This is a genomic window from Mesorhizobium vachelliae (assembly GCF_033977325.1).
In the GTDB taxonomy this organism is placed as follows: Bacteria; Pseudomonadota; Alphaproteobacteria; order Rhizobiales; family Rhizobiaceae; genus Mesorhizobium; species Mesorhizobium vachelliae.
The window spans coordinates 332,331-345,499 of record NZ_JAVIIR010000007.1; the positions used below are offsets into that span (position 1 = coordinate 332,331).

The following is a 13,169-nucleotide window of genomic DNA, read 5'->3' on the forward strand; positions in this document are numbered from 1 at the left end:
GGCATTGTGCGCCGTCGCGGTCTCGGCCTACGATGGTGGCGAAACGGAACCGCGAAGTTCAAAGGAGAGACGCATGAAGATCAGCGCCCGCAACATCCTCAAGGGTAAGGTGACCGAAATCGTCAAGGGAGCCACCACCTCGCATGTCCAAATCGACATCGGCGGCGGCGTCATCGTCACCTCCTCGATCACCAACGAGGCGGTCGCCGACCTCGCGATCGAGAAAGGCAAGCAGGCCTATGCGGTGGTCAAGGCCTCGGACGTCATGGTCGGCATCGACTGAGAGATATCAAATGCTTCAGGCGGCAAGCCGGTGGATCAAGGCGTCTTCGACATATATGCCGTTGATGGTGTTGTGGGAAAATCGCACCTCGCCCAGGCCATCAACGCGCATGGCGATACCAAGGCCGGCAATAAGACGGTCATCCGCCGACGTGATCTTCACTTTACTGAGATCTAAAATAGATTCTTGTGGATGCAGCTTGCGCCAGTCGGCGGCAATGGTCGCTGCATCCAGGTACTTTTTTTCGAGGTCTTTTCGGGGGCCGCTATAGGCGATAATCATACGCCACCTGTCAACATCGCTGTTGTACAACCAGAGCGCGGCGGCGACTCCGAATCCCTTCTCGTCCAGGGCACGAATTAGGTTGATGCCGGCATCAATGTCGGTTCTTACCAACGCTCCTGAAGCCATCTGAATATTCCTTGCTCTTCATCGACCATGGCGTTTCGCATCGCCGTCGCCTCAAACACATCTATTATATCGTAACGAGAAGCCTCGTTCCAATCTGAGACCGCCGACCAATGGCCATCGAAAACCGGCGATGCGCCCCGGCTCTCGGCGAGTTCTGCAGACAGACCAGCCAAGGCCATAAGCCTGTTGAGGTCATGGCTATAAATATCTTGGACGAATTTCTTGTCAGGAATCGTATCGGATTGAAAAAGCCTCGAAATACGCGATTTGATCGCGATTTCTGCGGCGTAGCCGAAGAGATAGTAGGCATTCGAATAGCGTTCGTTTTGAAACAGAAGCTCCGCATCTCGCAGCTTCGCGTTGGCTATCGCCTAGAGCTCGGTCCTCTCCAGCGTCATACCGCGATCGGCGCCTTGATATTCGCATCCGCGAAATAGTTTTCGAGGCGGAAATCCTCGAAGCGGAAAGCAAAAAGGTCCTTCACCTCCGGATTGATCCACATCGTCGGCAACGCCTTGGGCGTGCGCCGCATCTGCTCGCGCGCCTGCTCGAAATGGTTCGAATAAAGATGCGCATCGCCGAGCGTATGGACGAAGTCGCCGGGCTTCAGCCCGGTCACCTGCGCCACCATCATCGTGAGCAGGGCATAGGAAGCGATATTGAACGGCACGCCGAGGAAGATATCGCCAGAGCGCTGGTAGAGCTGGCAGGAAAGCCTGCCCTCCGAGACATAGAACTGGAACAGGCAGTGGCAGGGCGGCAGCGCCATCGCCTCGACTTCGGCCGGATTCCAGGCCGAGACGATCAGCCGGCGCGAGTTAGGATTCCTGCGTATCTCCTTCAGAAGATTCGCGATCTGGTCGATCTCGCCGCCATGCCCGTCCGGCCATGAGCGCCACTGCTTGCCATAGACCGGGCCGAGATCGCCGTTCTCGTCGGCCCATTCGTCCCAGATGGTGACGCCGTTGTCGTTGAGATATTTGATGTTGGTGTCGCCGGCCAGGAACCACAGAAGCTCGTGGATGATCGACTTCAGATGCAGCTTCTTGGTGGTCGTGACCGGGAAGCCGCGCGACAGGTCGAAGCGCATCTGGTAGCCGAACACCGAGCGCGTGCCTGTCCCGGTGCGGTCGCCACGGTCGGCGCCGTTCTCCAGCACATGCTTCAGCAGGTCGAGATATTGGCGCATCGGCTTCGCCTCGATTCGGGTGACAAGCGATCATAGCCGACTGGCTGTCGGCCGAACACCGCAAAGCCTACAGATGTGGATCGTGCGCGGAAAATCCACGGCGGCCGGCACGATGCCGTGACGGCCACCGGCGATCAGGCCTCAGAGGGAAGCCAGTTTGCCGAGATCCTTCGCCACCAGATAATAGAAGGTCACGCGGCTCTTGGTGTTGTCGGCATGCATCACCTTGCAGGTCTTCTCGATCGAGGCATTCGCTTTTGCGGCATCCGCAATGCCTAGCTTCTTGCCGATCCAGTTCTCCCGCACGCGGTCGAGTTCCTTCGGGTCGGTGCACGACACCAGCGAGGAATCGCGGTTCCTGAGCGCAATGCCCAGATGCTTGACGATCTTATCGACCGCGTCGGCGCTGGCGCCGGCATCGTATTTCTTCACATCCGCAAGATAGTCGGCCATCGAACTTCCCCTCGTCGGCGCCACCGATCCGATCGGTGAGGGTTGTGGCGCGCTACGCAACCTGTGCGTTAGGTCGGAGACTCCTCACCGGCAGCGAGATTTGATTGAGTGGGCGCGCAAGTCAACCCTTGGCCGCGCAGTTTCGCATAACTGGATAAGCGCCGGTTTGGCCTTTCTTTTTCCCTCATCGCTCCCTATATTCGCTTCGTCGGCCTGACCGACTATGGCGATAAACAGGCGATGAAATAAGCCGTTCGGACCCGGGGGCGGTACCCGGCGCCTCCACCAAAAACCGCTCTGGCTGACGGAGCGGCTTTTGCTGGGGGCGAAATAGGATCGACGAAGGTGTAAAGATCGTACTTTTGCCCGGCATTGTACCACCGTCATCGGGCTAAACTTATAGTTGCCAACGACAACTATGCGGAAGCTCGTCTCGCTGCTTAATGCGGCGCGAACGCTTCAAATCAAGCCCTAGCGGTTCGCACTTCTAGGCGGGGTTCGGAGGTACCTGGCAACAGAAACCTCCACCTTCCCCCTTCTTTGCTTCTTATCAGACCCACCGAACGGTCAGGGTTCGTCTGGCGCTTGATGCGTGACGTGCAGCCTTGCCGCTCATCATCCACGGACAAGCGATGCGAAACGATTCCGACCGATTCTTCGTGCTGACCGGCGGCCCCGGCTCGGGCAAGACCACCTTGATCGAAGCGCTGCGGGCCCAGGGCTTCGGGACGGCGCCCGAGGCCGGGCGCGGCATCATCCGCGACCAGATGGCCATCGGCGGCCCTGCCCTTCCCTGGCAGGATCGTGCGCTCTTCGCCGAGCTGATGCTGTCATGGGAGCTGCGCTCGTGGCACGCCGCGCATGCCGAGCCGCCAGGCCCGGTCTTCTTCGACCGCGGCGCACCCGACACGATCGGCTATCTCAGGCTTTGCGGCCTGCGGGTGCCGGACCACGTCACGAGCGCGGCGGAAAAGTTCCGCTACGCGCGCCGCGTCTTCGTCGCGCCGCCATGGCCGGAGATCTTCACCCAGGACGAGGAGCGCAAACAGACGCTCGACGAGGCCGAGCGCACATTCCGCTCGGTGACCGGCGTCTATGCCGAGCTCGGTTATGAGTTGGTGCCGTTGCCTCTGGCTCCGATCGAGGAACGGGTGCGCTTCGTCCTCGACAAGGCAGGCTTGCCACGGACATGAAAAAGGCCGGGGCAAGCCCGGCCTTTTTCATGTCTTGTCTTCGGTTGGCTATTCCGCCGGCGCTTCGACCGCTTCGCGCGAGCGGCCGAGCGTCAGCTTGGCCAGCGTGAACGAAATCACCGCGCAAAGCGTGATGCCCGCCACCATCGGCAGCGGCGTGCCGTCGAAGAAAATGCCGGCGACGCCCATCGCCAGCGCGCCGATGGCGAAATGCAGCGTGCCCATCAACGCCGAGGCCGTGCCGGCGATCTCGCCATGCTCTTCCATCGCCAGCACCGAGGTGGTGGGGATGACGAGACCAAGGAAGCCGTAGCCGACGAAGAGCAGCGCTGCCATCACGTCGAGCCGGTCGACGCCTGAGGCCATGATGGCGAACAGCGCCACCATCACCGTGGCATAGCCGGTGACAGCCACCCAGACGACGCGCTTCAGCCCGAAACGATCGGCCAGCATCCCGGTCAGCTGCGACATGCCGATGAAGGCGACGGCGTTGATCGAGAAGAACACGCTGTAGACCGACGGCGACAGGCCGTAATGGTCGATCAGGATGAAGGACGAGCTCGACAGATAGACGAAGAAGCTCGCAATGCCGAAGCCCGCGATCGCGACAAGGCCGAGAAAGTTGCGGTCGCCCATCAGGTAGCGGTAGCCGGCAAGCGCCGTGCCGGAGGACGAGCCGGCGCGCTCTTCGACCGGCCGCGTCTCCTTGAGCGAGGTGGCGAGCAGGATCGTTGCTAGCGCCGCGGCGCCCGTGACGGTCCAGAACACGGCGCGCCAACCAAAACTCTCGATAATCTGGCTGCCGGTCAAAGGCGCCAGGATCGGCGACACCGAGAACACCAGCATCAGAAGCGACATCAGCTTGGCGGCCTCGTTGCCGGTGTGCAGGTCGCGCACGATGGCGCGCGGCACCGCCATGCCAGCGCTGGCGCCAAGCCCCTGCAGGAAGCGGAAGGCAATCAGCCACTCGATGTTAGGTGCCATCGCCGAGCCGACGCCGCCGACCATGAACAGCGCGAGGCCGGCATAAAGCGGCGCCTTGCGGCCGACCATGTCGGAGATCGGGCCGACGACGATCTGCCCGAACCCCATCGACAAGAAGAAGATCAGAAGGCTCATCTGCACGGCGGCCGTGCCGGCGTGCAGATCCTGGCCGATCGAAGGCAGCGCGGGCAGATACATATCGATCGCAAATGGTCCGATCGCGGACAACAAGCCGAGCACGACCGCGATGCGGAGGAATTTGGGACTCATGGTAAGGCTCTTTTTCGGATCTGGTTGCCGCCGTGAATACCGGCGTCTGAACCAAGGACGTTCCATCCCGTGGGAAATCCTACATGTCAGAGCGAATTCATTCGCCTGTTCAAGGCGAACATATTCGTCTCTCCAGCGGGACTCCCCTTCGTTGTGTCCACAAATTTAGACAGGCTTGTCCAATTCGTCAATCACCGCTATATAGATTTTCATGAAGCACGGCGTTTCTCCTGACACTTTCCCGCCACGCAGCCACGAGGCCAAGCGCGTGTCGGTGGTGGATGCAGCAGCTTCCGTCTTCTGTCGCGAAGGCTATGCTGGCGCCAATATCGACCTGATCGCGGCCGAGGCCGGCGTCTCGCGCCAGACCGTCTACAACCATCACGGCGACAAGGAAAAGCTCTTCGTCGCCGTCGTGCGAGACCTGACCGAGCGCTGCAATGCCGGCATCTTCGCCACCATCGCCAGCTTCCCTGACCAGCCAACGGACCTGGAGGCCGACCTGGTCGCCTTTGCGGTGCGCATGAACCGCAATTGCATCTGCAACCGCGACGGCCGTTTCCTACGCAAGCTGATCCAGGCCGAGGGCGAGCGTTACCCGGAGCTGTTCGCCGAATGGCGCGAGCAAGGCCCGGGCCGCACCTGGTCGGCGCTTGCCGCGCGCTTCGCCCGGCTTGCCTTCGCCGGCCACCTGTCGATCGGCGACCCCGACGTCGCGGCGCGTCAGTTCCTCGCCCTCGTCAACGCCGAGCTCCAGATCACTTTCATGCTGGGCGGCATGCCCACCGAGGAAGAGGTGCTGCGTTCCGCCACCAATGGCGTGCGGACCTTTCTCAGCGCCTTCGCCAGGAAGAAGTCGCCAGCCGGCAAACAGGCGGCGCTCGTTCACGCCTGAGCGATCAAATCGCCGACACCCCTCTTGGCCTCACGGCTTTGCGCCTATATGCGGTTTACGCCGCGCTCAAGCTTGATTACAGCTATGCGGACGATTCAACGGAACCCGACCATCAGATGGCCGACGACCACATCCGCTACGACATTCTGGCCCAGGAGGCTCTGCGCGGCGTCATGCGCAAGGTCCTGGCCGAGGTCGCGCGCACCGGCCTTCCGGGCAATCATCATTTCTTCATCACCTTCCTGACCGGTGCGCCGGGCGTGCGCATCTCGTCCAGGCTGCGCGAGCGCTATCCGGAGCAGATGACCATCGTCATCCAATTCCAGTATTGGGACCTCAAGGTGACGGATGCCGGCTTCGAGGTCGGGCTGTCCTTCTCCGACGTGCCGGAGAAGCTCGAAATCCCCTTCTCCGCCGTGCGCGGCTTCTACGATCCATCGGTCAATTTCGAGCTCGAATTCGACGTCAAGGCGGAGGGCGCCGAAGACGAGGCCGCCGCTCCCGCGCCCGAACCGGTCGCTGTCGTTCCGGAGAAGAAGGCGGAAACGAAGAAGAAGGCCGCCGAGGCCGAAAAGAAGCCGGTGGTCGCCGAGACCGGCGGCAAGGGCGCCGACGTCGTCTCGCTCGACGCCTTCCGTAAGAAGTAGTCCGGCGCCATGGGCGAGGTCGTCAATCTCCGCCAGGCCCGCAAGCAGAAAGCGCGCACCGAGAAAGAACGCCAGGCGAGCGAGAACCGGGCGCTGCATGGCCGCTCGAAGTTGGAGCGCGAACGTGACCGGCTGACGTCGCAGAAAGCCGAGAAATTCGTGGCCGGCCACCGCCGGGAAAAGCCCGACGACCCCGGCAAGCGCTGAGTCCCGAAATGGCCGAGGTCGAAAAACGTTCGGTAACGATCCGCGGTCACCGCACCAGCTTTTCCCTGGAGCAGCCTTTTTATGACGATCTCATCGCCATCGCCGCGCAACGCTCGCTGTCGCTCGCGGCCCTGGTCGCGGAGATCGACGAGACGCGCACGCGCGACGCCAACCTGTCGTCCGCGCTGAGGCTCTACGTGCTGGCCTGGGCGAAGCGTGGCGGCGCGACGTCCTGAGGATGGTTTAGGCCGGATCGCTGACGCTCCGTTGCGGTTCCCGCTTCGCGCCGAAGCTGAGCAAGGCGGTGCGGTCGCGCTCCTCCGCCTGCTTCTTCGACCTTACCCGCATCATGTCTTTCCAGCCGATATAGCCGATGAGCCGCTCATCCTCGCGTGAGACCACAGGCAGATGCGAGACATTGGCGGTGAGCAGCTTGTCGGAAAGCGCCTCCAGATATTCGTCCGGATAAGCGAGCGTGATCTTGCTGCCGGCGAGCAATTCGCCGAGCGTCGCCTTGCGGTGCTTTCCGGCGCGCCGCCAGCGCAGGATCGCCGGCGGATCGATGACGCCGAGCACATGCCCCTCCCCGTTGATCACCGGGAAGCTCGGATGCCGCGTGTCCGGCGCGGTCAGGAAGGTTGCCGCGCCATGCAGCGTCATCGTCGCCGGCACGCTCTCGACCTTGGTCGTCATCACTTCCTTGACCCTGGTCAACGCGAAGGGATCGACGCGGTATTCGCGCACGAGGTGATGCCCGCGCCGCGCCACTTTCTCGGTCAGGATCGAACGTTTCATCAACAGCACGGTGACGGCATGCGCAGTCGCGCAAGCCGCGATCAGCGGCACCAACACATGCGTGTTGCCGGTGAGCTCGGTGGCAAAGAAGGTCGCGGTCAGCGGCGCGCGCATGGTGCCGCCCATGGTCGCCGCCATCGCCAGCAGCGGCCAGAAGCCGGGGCTCGCCTCGGGCAGGATGCCTGAAAGCACAGCGCCCATCGCGCCGCCCATGATGAGCAGCGGCGCCAGCACGCCGCCCGATGTCCCGGACCCGAGCGCCACCGACCAGATGATGGCCTTCACCACTAGAAGCAGCAGCGCGGCGGCGGCGACCGTGCGGCCGTCGAGCATGTTGGCGATGTTGTCGTAGCCGACGCCAAGCGCGTGCGGCTCGATCAGGCCGCCGATGCCGACCACTAGGCCGCCGATCATCGGCCACCACATCCAGTGGATCGGCAGCTTCAGGAAGGCGTCCTCGCAGGCATAGACCAATTGCGTCAGCAGGCCTGAAAGCAGCCCGGCGGCGATGCCGACCAGCACCCAGCCGCCCAGCCCGGCGATCGATGCCTCCATCGTGCCTGAGAACGGAAAGATCGGGCTCGGCAGGTGCAGCAGGGTGCGCTCGACTTCCGCGACGATCGCGGCGACAGCGACGGGGATGAAGCTGCGCGGCGTCCATTCGAACAGCAGCAGCTCGACGGCAAGCATGATGGCGGCAATCGGCGTGCCGAACACCGTCGTCATGCCGGCCGCAGCACCCGCCACCAGCAGCGTCTTGCGCTCATTGTCGCTGACCGGCAGCATCTGCGCGATCAGTGAGCCGATGGCGCCGCCGGTCATGATGATCGGGCCTTCGGCGCCGAACGGTCCGCCCGTGCCGATCGAGATCGCCGACGACAGCGGCTTCAGCACCGCGACCTTGGCGTCAAGCCGCGAGCGCCCGAGCAAGATCGCCTCGATGGCCTCGGGAATGCCGTGGCCGCGTATCTTCTCGCTGCCGAAGCGCGCCATCAGGCCGATGATCAGCGCGCCGATCACCGGCACGATCACCGCGGCATAACCCAACGGCGTGTCCTCGAGCCTCAGTTCGGCCAGCGAGAACTGGCCGAAATAGGCGATGTTGGTGGCAAGCCGGATGAGCTTCAGGAGCACGATGCCGGCAAAGAGCCCGGCGGTCGCCACCACCACCGCGATGGCTGCGATGAACAGCACGCGCGGATCGGTCGTGAAGTCGCGGAGATGGCCGTTGCCGGCGTGAGGGGATTTCATTTTGGGAGCCTGAACTTTCTGGCGGCGCGAAGGCCGTCCGGTTTCCGGTCGCCTCATATCGTAATACGATATAAATCTTCAAGTCGTTTTCGATCTCTGCGCCGCGTCATTTTGGGCAGGGATCGCGACAAGCTGTTGAGCTTTTGCAGGAAAGGGCCATAAGTCGGGCAATGACGCCGCCGAAATCACGTCCCGCCATCAGTCAGGCCGACTATCAGCGGCTGTCGCAGTTCCGTTACCTGATCCGGCGTTTTCTCGAATTCAGCCAGGTCCAGGCGAATGAGGCGGGCCTCACGCCGCGCCAGCACCAGGCGCTGCTGGCGATCAAGGGATTTCCAAGCGGCGGACCGGTAGCGGTGGGCGATCTCGCCGAGCGGCTGCGCATCCGCCACCACAGCGCGGTCGAACTGGTGAACCGCTTAGCCGAGGCCGGCCTGGTGATACGCGATCAGGACAAGAGCGATCACCGCCGCGTCTTGCTGCAACTCACCCCTTTGGCCGACGACCACCTTGCCGATTTGTCAGCCGCGCATCTCGACGAGCTTTCCCGCATCGAGCCGATGCTGCGGCGCCTGCTCTCGCGCCAGGAGGAGTCCTGAACGCCAGGACGCATCGGGTGTTTTTCGACGGATGAAGCTCAGCCGCCGTCGAGCGACTTCAGCAGATTGTCGATCGTGAACGGATTGGCCTTGGGCTTCGCCGGCGCCGGCGCCGAACCGTCATTGACGCCCGGCAGCGACCCGTCGACCTTGCGTGTTTGCTCGGCCGCCTTGCGTGCTGCGTCCAGCCTTGCCTGCTCAGCCCTCTTGCGATCGGCCTCTGCCTGCGCCTTGGCCGCCTCGTCCGCGGCCCGCTGCTCGGCCTCTGCTTGCGCCTGTGCATCGGCCTTGGCCTTGGCGTCCGCTTCGGCCTGCGCCTTGGCGTCGGCTTCCGCTTTCGCCCTCGCCTCTTCGTCGGCCTTGGCCTTTGCCTCGGCTTCCGCCTGTGCCTGCGCGTCCGCTTCGGCTTTCGCCTTGGCTTCCGCCTCGGCCTTCTGCCGCGCCTCTTCTTCTTGCCGGCGCAACTCCTCAGCCGCCCTGTCGCGTTCCGTCTGCAACGCCGCGTAATAGCGCACTTCGCGCCGCATCCGCTGCTTCTCCAGGAGAGCTGCCTGCATCGCCTCGACCCGCTGCTGCTCCTTCTCCAGCGCGCGCTGCGTCAGGAACTGCGCCAGCGGACCGCTGTCGAATTGAAGCGCGGTCGCCCCGAGCGGGCCGGCGAGGCTGAAATTGACGGCAGGCTCCGAGCCGACCAAAGCCTCGTCGCCGGGGCGATAGGTCAATGTCCCCTTTGCCGTGACGGTGCCCGTGTTGAGATCGGCCGTCACATCGGTGGACAAAGTCGCCCCTGGATTGTCGAGGCTGATCGGCGGCGCCCGCAGCGTGCCGTTGGCGACGGTGAAGGCGACATCCGTGTCGCCGGCGGCAAAGCTGCCCTCGCCTGCGATCTGCGGCGCGAAATCCGCGGTCTTGGCCGCGTCGATATCGCGTCCGATCGCGTCGGCCTTGGCGATCATGGCGGCAAAGCCGTCCGGATTGATGCCGTCCACTTTCAAACCCTTCAGCGCCGCCGTGCCGGATCCGGACAGGGCGGCAACCATGGCGTCGACCGATTTGCCGCTGGTCGACAGCGCCGCCGAAAGATCGCCGCTGCCGCCGATACCGGCGCCGGGCAGGACGGCGGAAAGATCACCGCCAGCCAGCTTCATCTGGCCGGAGAACAGACCGGTGCCCTCCGTGTTCTTCAGGTCGAACAGGCCGGTCAGTTCACCGCCATAGAGCTTGGCCTTGAGGTCGGAGACGTGGATGCCTTCGCGATCGAGCTTCAGCGAGAAGGAAGCATCATGCGCCGTGGCGAATGGCCCGACAGCGAGCGCCGAGGCGTTGAGATCGAGGTCTGCGTTGAACGGCAGCGTCGACTTCTGGCTGAACGGCGTCGTCGGCCATCCGCTCTTGGCCTGAGCGAAGGACTGGTCGCCGAACAGCGAGACCGCCAGCGGATCGAGGTCGAGCTCGTCGAGCGCCAGCGCCCCGGCAAGATGCGGCAGCCCATCCTTGCCGTCTATGTTGATGTCGCCGGATACCGCCGCCTTGTTGATCGAGCCGGTGAGGCCGCTCAGCACCAGGAGCCCGTTGCCGAAATCGGCATCGGCCGCCAGCGATGTCGACGTGCCGGTTCCCATGCCGGGCAGGCCTACCCCCGTCGTCATCAGCCACGGCTCGATATCGGCGGCGTCGAGATTGACCTTGCCCTTGGCGGCGGCGCCTTGCGCCGTCTCGGCGACGGTTCCGTCGAAGCTTGCCCTGAAATCGTCGGCCGTCAGGTTGAAGCTGGTCGCGAGGCCGCCGGCGATCGAGCCCTTCGCCGAGACGTCGGTGTTGGCGTGGCCGAGCATGCCGAGCGGCAGCGCCGGCACGCCGTAAAGCGCAAGCAGTGTGGCCGCATTGTCGTTGCGGGCGTTGAAGGTGATCGACACCGGCGCCTCGGAGAGCTTGTCCGCGGTCCCCTTGCCGGAAAGTGAGGCCGAGAACGCCGAGCCGCCGGCCTTGCCCTGGGCTGAGAGCGCCAGGCCCGTGGTGCCGTCACCATTGTCGGCGGCGCTGGTCAAGAGATCGATGCGCGCGTCCTGGAACAGTTCGGGATAGGCCGCCGCGCGGCTGGCCAGGCCTTTGAGCACGCCATTGTCGGGATAGTGCTGCGCCGCGACGTCGATCAGCGGCTTGAGATCGACAGCCACCACGGAAGCGTTGAGCTTGCCCGTCGGGCTCTGCGGAAAATCCTTGATCCGGCCCGTGGCGCTGATCGAGGCGCCGGCCAGGCCGCCGATCGAAAGCCGGTCGATCTCGAGCGAGCCCTCACGCAGCCGCAGCGCCGTATCAACGGTGTCGGCGCTCAAGCCGCCGGCGCTGACCGGCCCCGCCTTGATCTGGAAGTCGAGATCGCGATCCGAAAAGCGGTTGGTGCCCTTATCGCTGATGAAGATCGAGGCGAAGGCCGCAAGCCCGTCCAGGTCCATCTCGCCGCCCGTCAGCCGCATCAGCACCGATGGCCTGGCGCCGTCCGGCTGACCGGAATCGATGCTGCCGGAAAATTTCGCCTTGCCGAGGATGAGCTCGAGATCGCTGAAGGACTGCCGGTTCTCGCTGAGATCGACCTTGGCCTTGAAGCCTGCCGCGGGCAGCCTTCGAATGGCCTCGTCGACATCCTTCGAAAGCCAGGCGGCAAAGCCGGAAGGCTGTCCGACGGCCAGCAGCAACGAGCCGGTGAAGCCGAAATGGTCTTCCACGCTGAGCATGCCGTCGGCTTCGAGCGTCGTGCGGCCCGGCAGCGTCGCGGCAAGCGACTTGACCGACCAGCCGCCTTCGGCCGGCTCGGCCGACAGCCGCACGTCGCGCACCGTCGTGTCGCCCGCCACCACCGCCGGCAGCCTGACCTCGAGCGTGCCCGGTATCGTCGGCTTCGGCATGTGCTGCAGCGTCTGCTCGAATGCAGCGATGCGCTGGTCGAGCGTGAAGCCCGAGCCGGTGGCTCCGCCGACAGCCTCGTCGAACTGCACCTGGGCTCCGCTGGCCTCCACCGAGAAATGCGGCTTCAGGCCGAGATCGACCGACGCTTTGCCGTCGGCGGTATAGGGATTGTCGAGCGGCCCGGTCTCGAAGCGGAATTCATCGACATTGAGCTTCTGGTGGTCGAGCGCGAACTTGCCGTTCAGCCTAAAACCCGGATCGGGCTTGCCGGTGCTGATCTTGACCGGCTCGCCGTCGGTGCCTCGCAGCTCGACCGAATTCCTGTCGGCAGCGTTTTTGTCCGCGCCCGATATCTTGAACTGGCCGGAATAGACCGCGGCGCCCTTGACGATGCCGGCATTGCCGTCGGCTTCGACGATCAGCGGATAGGCATCGGGATCGGCCTTCAGCCTGAGCCGCATCTGGCCGTCCGGCTCCACCTTGCCTGTCGAAGCCGAGATGTCAGTGCGCAGGCCGTCGAAGCGCAGCGTTCCGTCCATGCGCCATGGACCGGTGAGCGCCTTGGCCGAAATCGTCGAGTTGATCTCCGAGATCAGGTGGCTGCGTCCGCCGGCGGCGTGGCGCAGTTCGATCTGCCCTTCGGTCACCGACAGCTTCTCGATCGCGATCTGGCCCGGGTCGAAGGGGGTCGAGGGCCGGAGGGTCCAGTCGACGGTGCCGTCACCGGCGACATTGATGATGGCCTTCGGATGCACCAGCCGCATGTCGAAGATCAGCACCTCGCCGCGCAGGAATGGCGCGAGCTCCGCATCCATGGAAAAGGTTTCGACCGTCATCGCCGGCTGGCCTTCCGGCCCGCCCGCGACCTCGACATTCGAGAAGGTCACCGACGGAAACGGCAGCAGCCGCGCCGTCGCATCACCCTTCACCGTCACCTTGCGGCCGAGGATAGCGCTCGCCTCGCGCTCGAAATCGCCCCGGTAACCCGTCCAGTCGATGAAATACGGCACCACCAGCGCCGCGCACAGCACCAGCACGAACAGGCCACCGAAGATCACGAACAGGCGGGCGAGCATCTGTTTCCC

At 63.9% G+C, this 13,169-nt stretch carries 13 protein-coding genes and 1 other RNA gene; 8 read left to right on the forward strand and 6 right to left on the reverse strand.

What is annotated here, in order from left to right:
* Nucleotides 1-73: 73 nt before the first annotated feature.
* A complete protein-coding gene (locus RFM41_RS17495) occupies nucleotides 74-283 on the forward strand; it encodes a TOBE domain-containing protein (protein WP_320248120.1) in 210 nt (69 codons plus the stop codon).
* Between the two features lie 15 nt (nucleotides 284-298).
* On the opposite strand, the gene RFM41_RS17500 is transcribed toward RFM41_RS17495, so the two are convergent.
* From RFM41_RS17500 to RFM41_RS17510, 3 genes are all read right to left on the reverse strand, one after another.
* Nucleotides 299-694, reverse strand: a complete 396-nt coding sequence (locus tag RFM41_RS17500) for a hypothetical protein (protein ID WP_320248118.1) — start codon at nucleotides 692-694, stop codon at nucleotides 299-301.
* A 394-nt stretch (nucleotides 695-1,088) separates the two neighbouring features.
* Entirely contained in the window at nucleotides 1,089-1,883 is a 795-nt protein-coding gene (locus tag RFM41_RS17505) for a thymidylate synthase (RefSeq protein WP_320248117.1), read from the reverse strand.
* 141 nt (nucleotides 1,884-2,024) lie between these two features.
* Nucleotides 2,025-2,336 carry a DUF2853 family protein gene (locus RFM41_RS17510; RefSeq protein ID WP_320248116.1) on the reverse strand — a complete coding sequence of 104 codons (312 nt, stop codon included), beginning with the start codon at nucleotides 2,334-2,336 and terminating at the stop codon, nucleotides 2,025-2,027.
* A gap of 168 nt (nucleotides 2,337-2,504) precedes the next feature.
* Between RFM41_RS17510 and ssrA the strand changes: the two genes are divergently transcribed.
* Nucleotides 2,505-2,865, forward strand: a transfer-messenger RNA (tmRNA) gene (ssrA, locus tag RFM41_RS17515).
* A 103-nt stretch (nucleotides 2,866-2,968) separates the two neighbouring features.
* Nucleotides 2,969-3,529, forward strand: coding sequence for an AAA family ATPase (locus tag RFM41_RS17520; protein ID WP_320248114.1), 561 nt, complete (start codon nucleotides 2,969-2,971; stop codon nucleotides 3,527-3,529).
* Between the two features lie 48 nt (nucleotides 3,530-3,577).
* Here RFM41_RS17520 and RFM41_RS17525 read toward each other — a convergent pair whose 3' ends face one another.
* Nucleotides 3,578-4,783 (reverse strand): multidrug effflux MFS transporter, encoded by a 1,206-nt coding sequence (locus tag RFM41_RS17525; RefSeq protein WP_320248113.1) that lies wholly within the window; start codon nucleotides 4,781-4,783, stop codon nucleotides 3,578-3,580.
* A 211-nt stretch (nucleotides 4,784-4,994) separates the two neighbouring features.
* Between RFM41_RS17525 and RFM41_RS17530 the strand changes: the two genes are divergently transcribed.
* From RFM41_RS17530 to RFM41_RS17545, 4 genes are all read left to right on the forward strand, one after another.
* Entirely contained in the window at nucleotides 4,995-5,678 is a 684-nt protein-coding gene (locus RFM41_RS17530; RefSeq protein ID WP_320248111.1) for a TetR/AcrR family transcriptional regulator, read from the forward strand.
* 116 nt (nucleotides 5,679-5,794) lie between these two features.
* The gene (locus RFM41_RS17535; protein WP_320248110.1) at nucleotides 5,795-6,325 is read left to right on the forward strand and encodes an SspB family protein; all 531 of its coding nucleotides are present in this window, start codon (nucleotides 5,795-5,797) and stop codon (nucleotides 6,323-6,325) included.
* A 9-nt stretch (nucleotides 6,326-6,334) separates the two neighbouring features.
* Nucleotides 6,335-6,532, forward strand: coding sequence for a DUF4169 family protein (locus RFM41_RS17540; RefSeq protein ID WP_320248109.1), 198 nt, complete (start codon nucleotides 6,335-6,337; stop codon nucleotides 6,530-6,532).
* A gap of 8 nt (nucleotides 6,533-6,540) precedes the next feature.
* A complete protein-coding gene (locus tag RFM41_RS17545) occupies nucleotides 6,541-6,768 on the forward strand; it encodes a ribbon-helix-helix domain-containing protein (protein WP_320248108.1) in 228 nt (75 codons plus the stop codon).
* Nucleotides 6,769-6,775: 7 nt separating this feature from the next.
* Here the strand turns inward: RFM41_RS17545 and RFM41_RS17550 are convergent, their stop codons facing one another.
* Entirely contained in the window at nucleotides 6,776-8,578 is a 1,803-nt protein-coding gene (locus tag RFM41_RS17550) for a chloride channel protein (protein ID WP_320248107.1), read from the reverse strand.
* Between the two features lie 170 nt (nucleotides 8,579-8,748).
* Between RFM41_RS17550 and RFM41_RS17555 the strand changes: the two genes are divergently transcribed.
* Nucleotides 8,749-9,177: a MarR family winged helix-turn-helix transcriptional regulator gene (locus tag RFM41_RS17555; protein ID WP_320248106.1), complete on the forward strand. Its 429-nt coding sequence runs from the start codon at nucleotides 8,749-8,751 to the stop codon at nucleotides 9,175-9,177.
* A gap of 38 nt (nucleotides 9,178-9,215) precedes the next feature.
* On the opposite strand, the gene RFM41_RS17560 is transcribed toward RFM41_RS17555, so the two are convergent.
* Entirely contained in the window at nucleotides 9,216-13,160 is a 3,945-nt protein-coding gene (locus tag RFM41_RS17560; protein ID WP_320248105.1) for an AsmA family protein, read from the reverse strand.
* Between the last annotated feature and the right edge of the window lie 9 nt (nucleotides 13,161-13,169).

Bases quoted from the DNA above. Each gene is read 5' to 3' on its own strand.
- RFM41_RS17505 (WP_320248117.1), bottom strand. From the start codon at position 1,883: ATGCGCCAATATCTCGACCTGCTGAAGCATGTGCTGGAGAACGGCGCC.
- RFM41_RS17550 (WP_320248107.1), bottom strand. From the start codon at position 8,578: ATGAAATCCCCTCACGCCGGCAACGGCCATCTCCGCGACTTCACGACC.
- RFM41_RS17540 (WP_320248109.1), top strand. From the start codon at position 6,335: ATGGGCGAGGTCGTCAATCTCCGCCAGGCCCGCAAGCAGAAAGCGCGC.
- RFM41_RS17545 (WP_320248108.1), top strand. From the start codon at position 6,541: ATGGCCGAGGTCGAAAAACGTTCGGTAACGATCCGCGGTCACCGCACC.
- RFM41_RS17510 (WP_320248116.1), bottom strand. From the start codon at position 2,336: ATGGCCGACTATCTTGCGGATGTGAAGAAATACGATGCCGGCGCCAGC.
- RFM41_RS17560 (WP_320248105.1), bottom strand. From the start codon at position 13,160: ATGCTCGCCCGCCTGTTCGTGATCTTCGGTGGCCTGTTCGTGCTGGTG.
- RFM41_RS17500 (WP_320248118.1), bottom strand. From the start codon at position 694: ATGGCTTCAGGAGCGTTGGTAAGAACCGACATTGATGCCGGCATCAAC.
- RFM41_RS17555 (WP_320248106.1), top strand. From the start codon at position 8,749: ATGACGCCGCCGAAATCACGTCCCGCCATCAGTCAGGCCGACTATCAG.
- RFM41_RS17495 (WP_320248120.1), top strand. From the start codon at position 74: ATGAAGATCAGCGCCCGCAACATCCTCAAGGGTAAGGTGACCGAAATC.
- RFM41_RS17535 (WP_320248110.1), top strand. From the start codon at position 5,795: ATGGCCGACGACCACATCCGCTACGACATTCTGGCCCAGGAGGCTCTG.
- RFM41_RS17520 (WP_320248114.1), top strand. From the start codon at position 2,969: ATGCGAAACGATTCCGACCGATTCTTCGTGCTGACCGGCGGCCCCGGC.
- RFM41_RS17525 (WP_320248113.1), bottom strand. From the start codon at position 4,783: ATGAGTCCCAAATTCCTCCGCATCGCGGTCGTGCTCGGCTTGTTGTCC.
- RFM41_RS17530 (WP_320248111.1), top strand. From the start codon at position 4,995: ATGAAGCACGGCGTTTCTCCTGACACTTTCCCGCCACGCAGCCACGAG.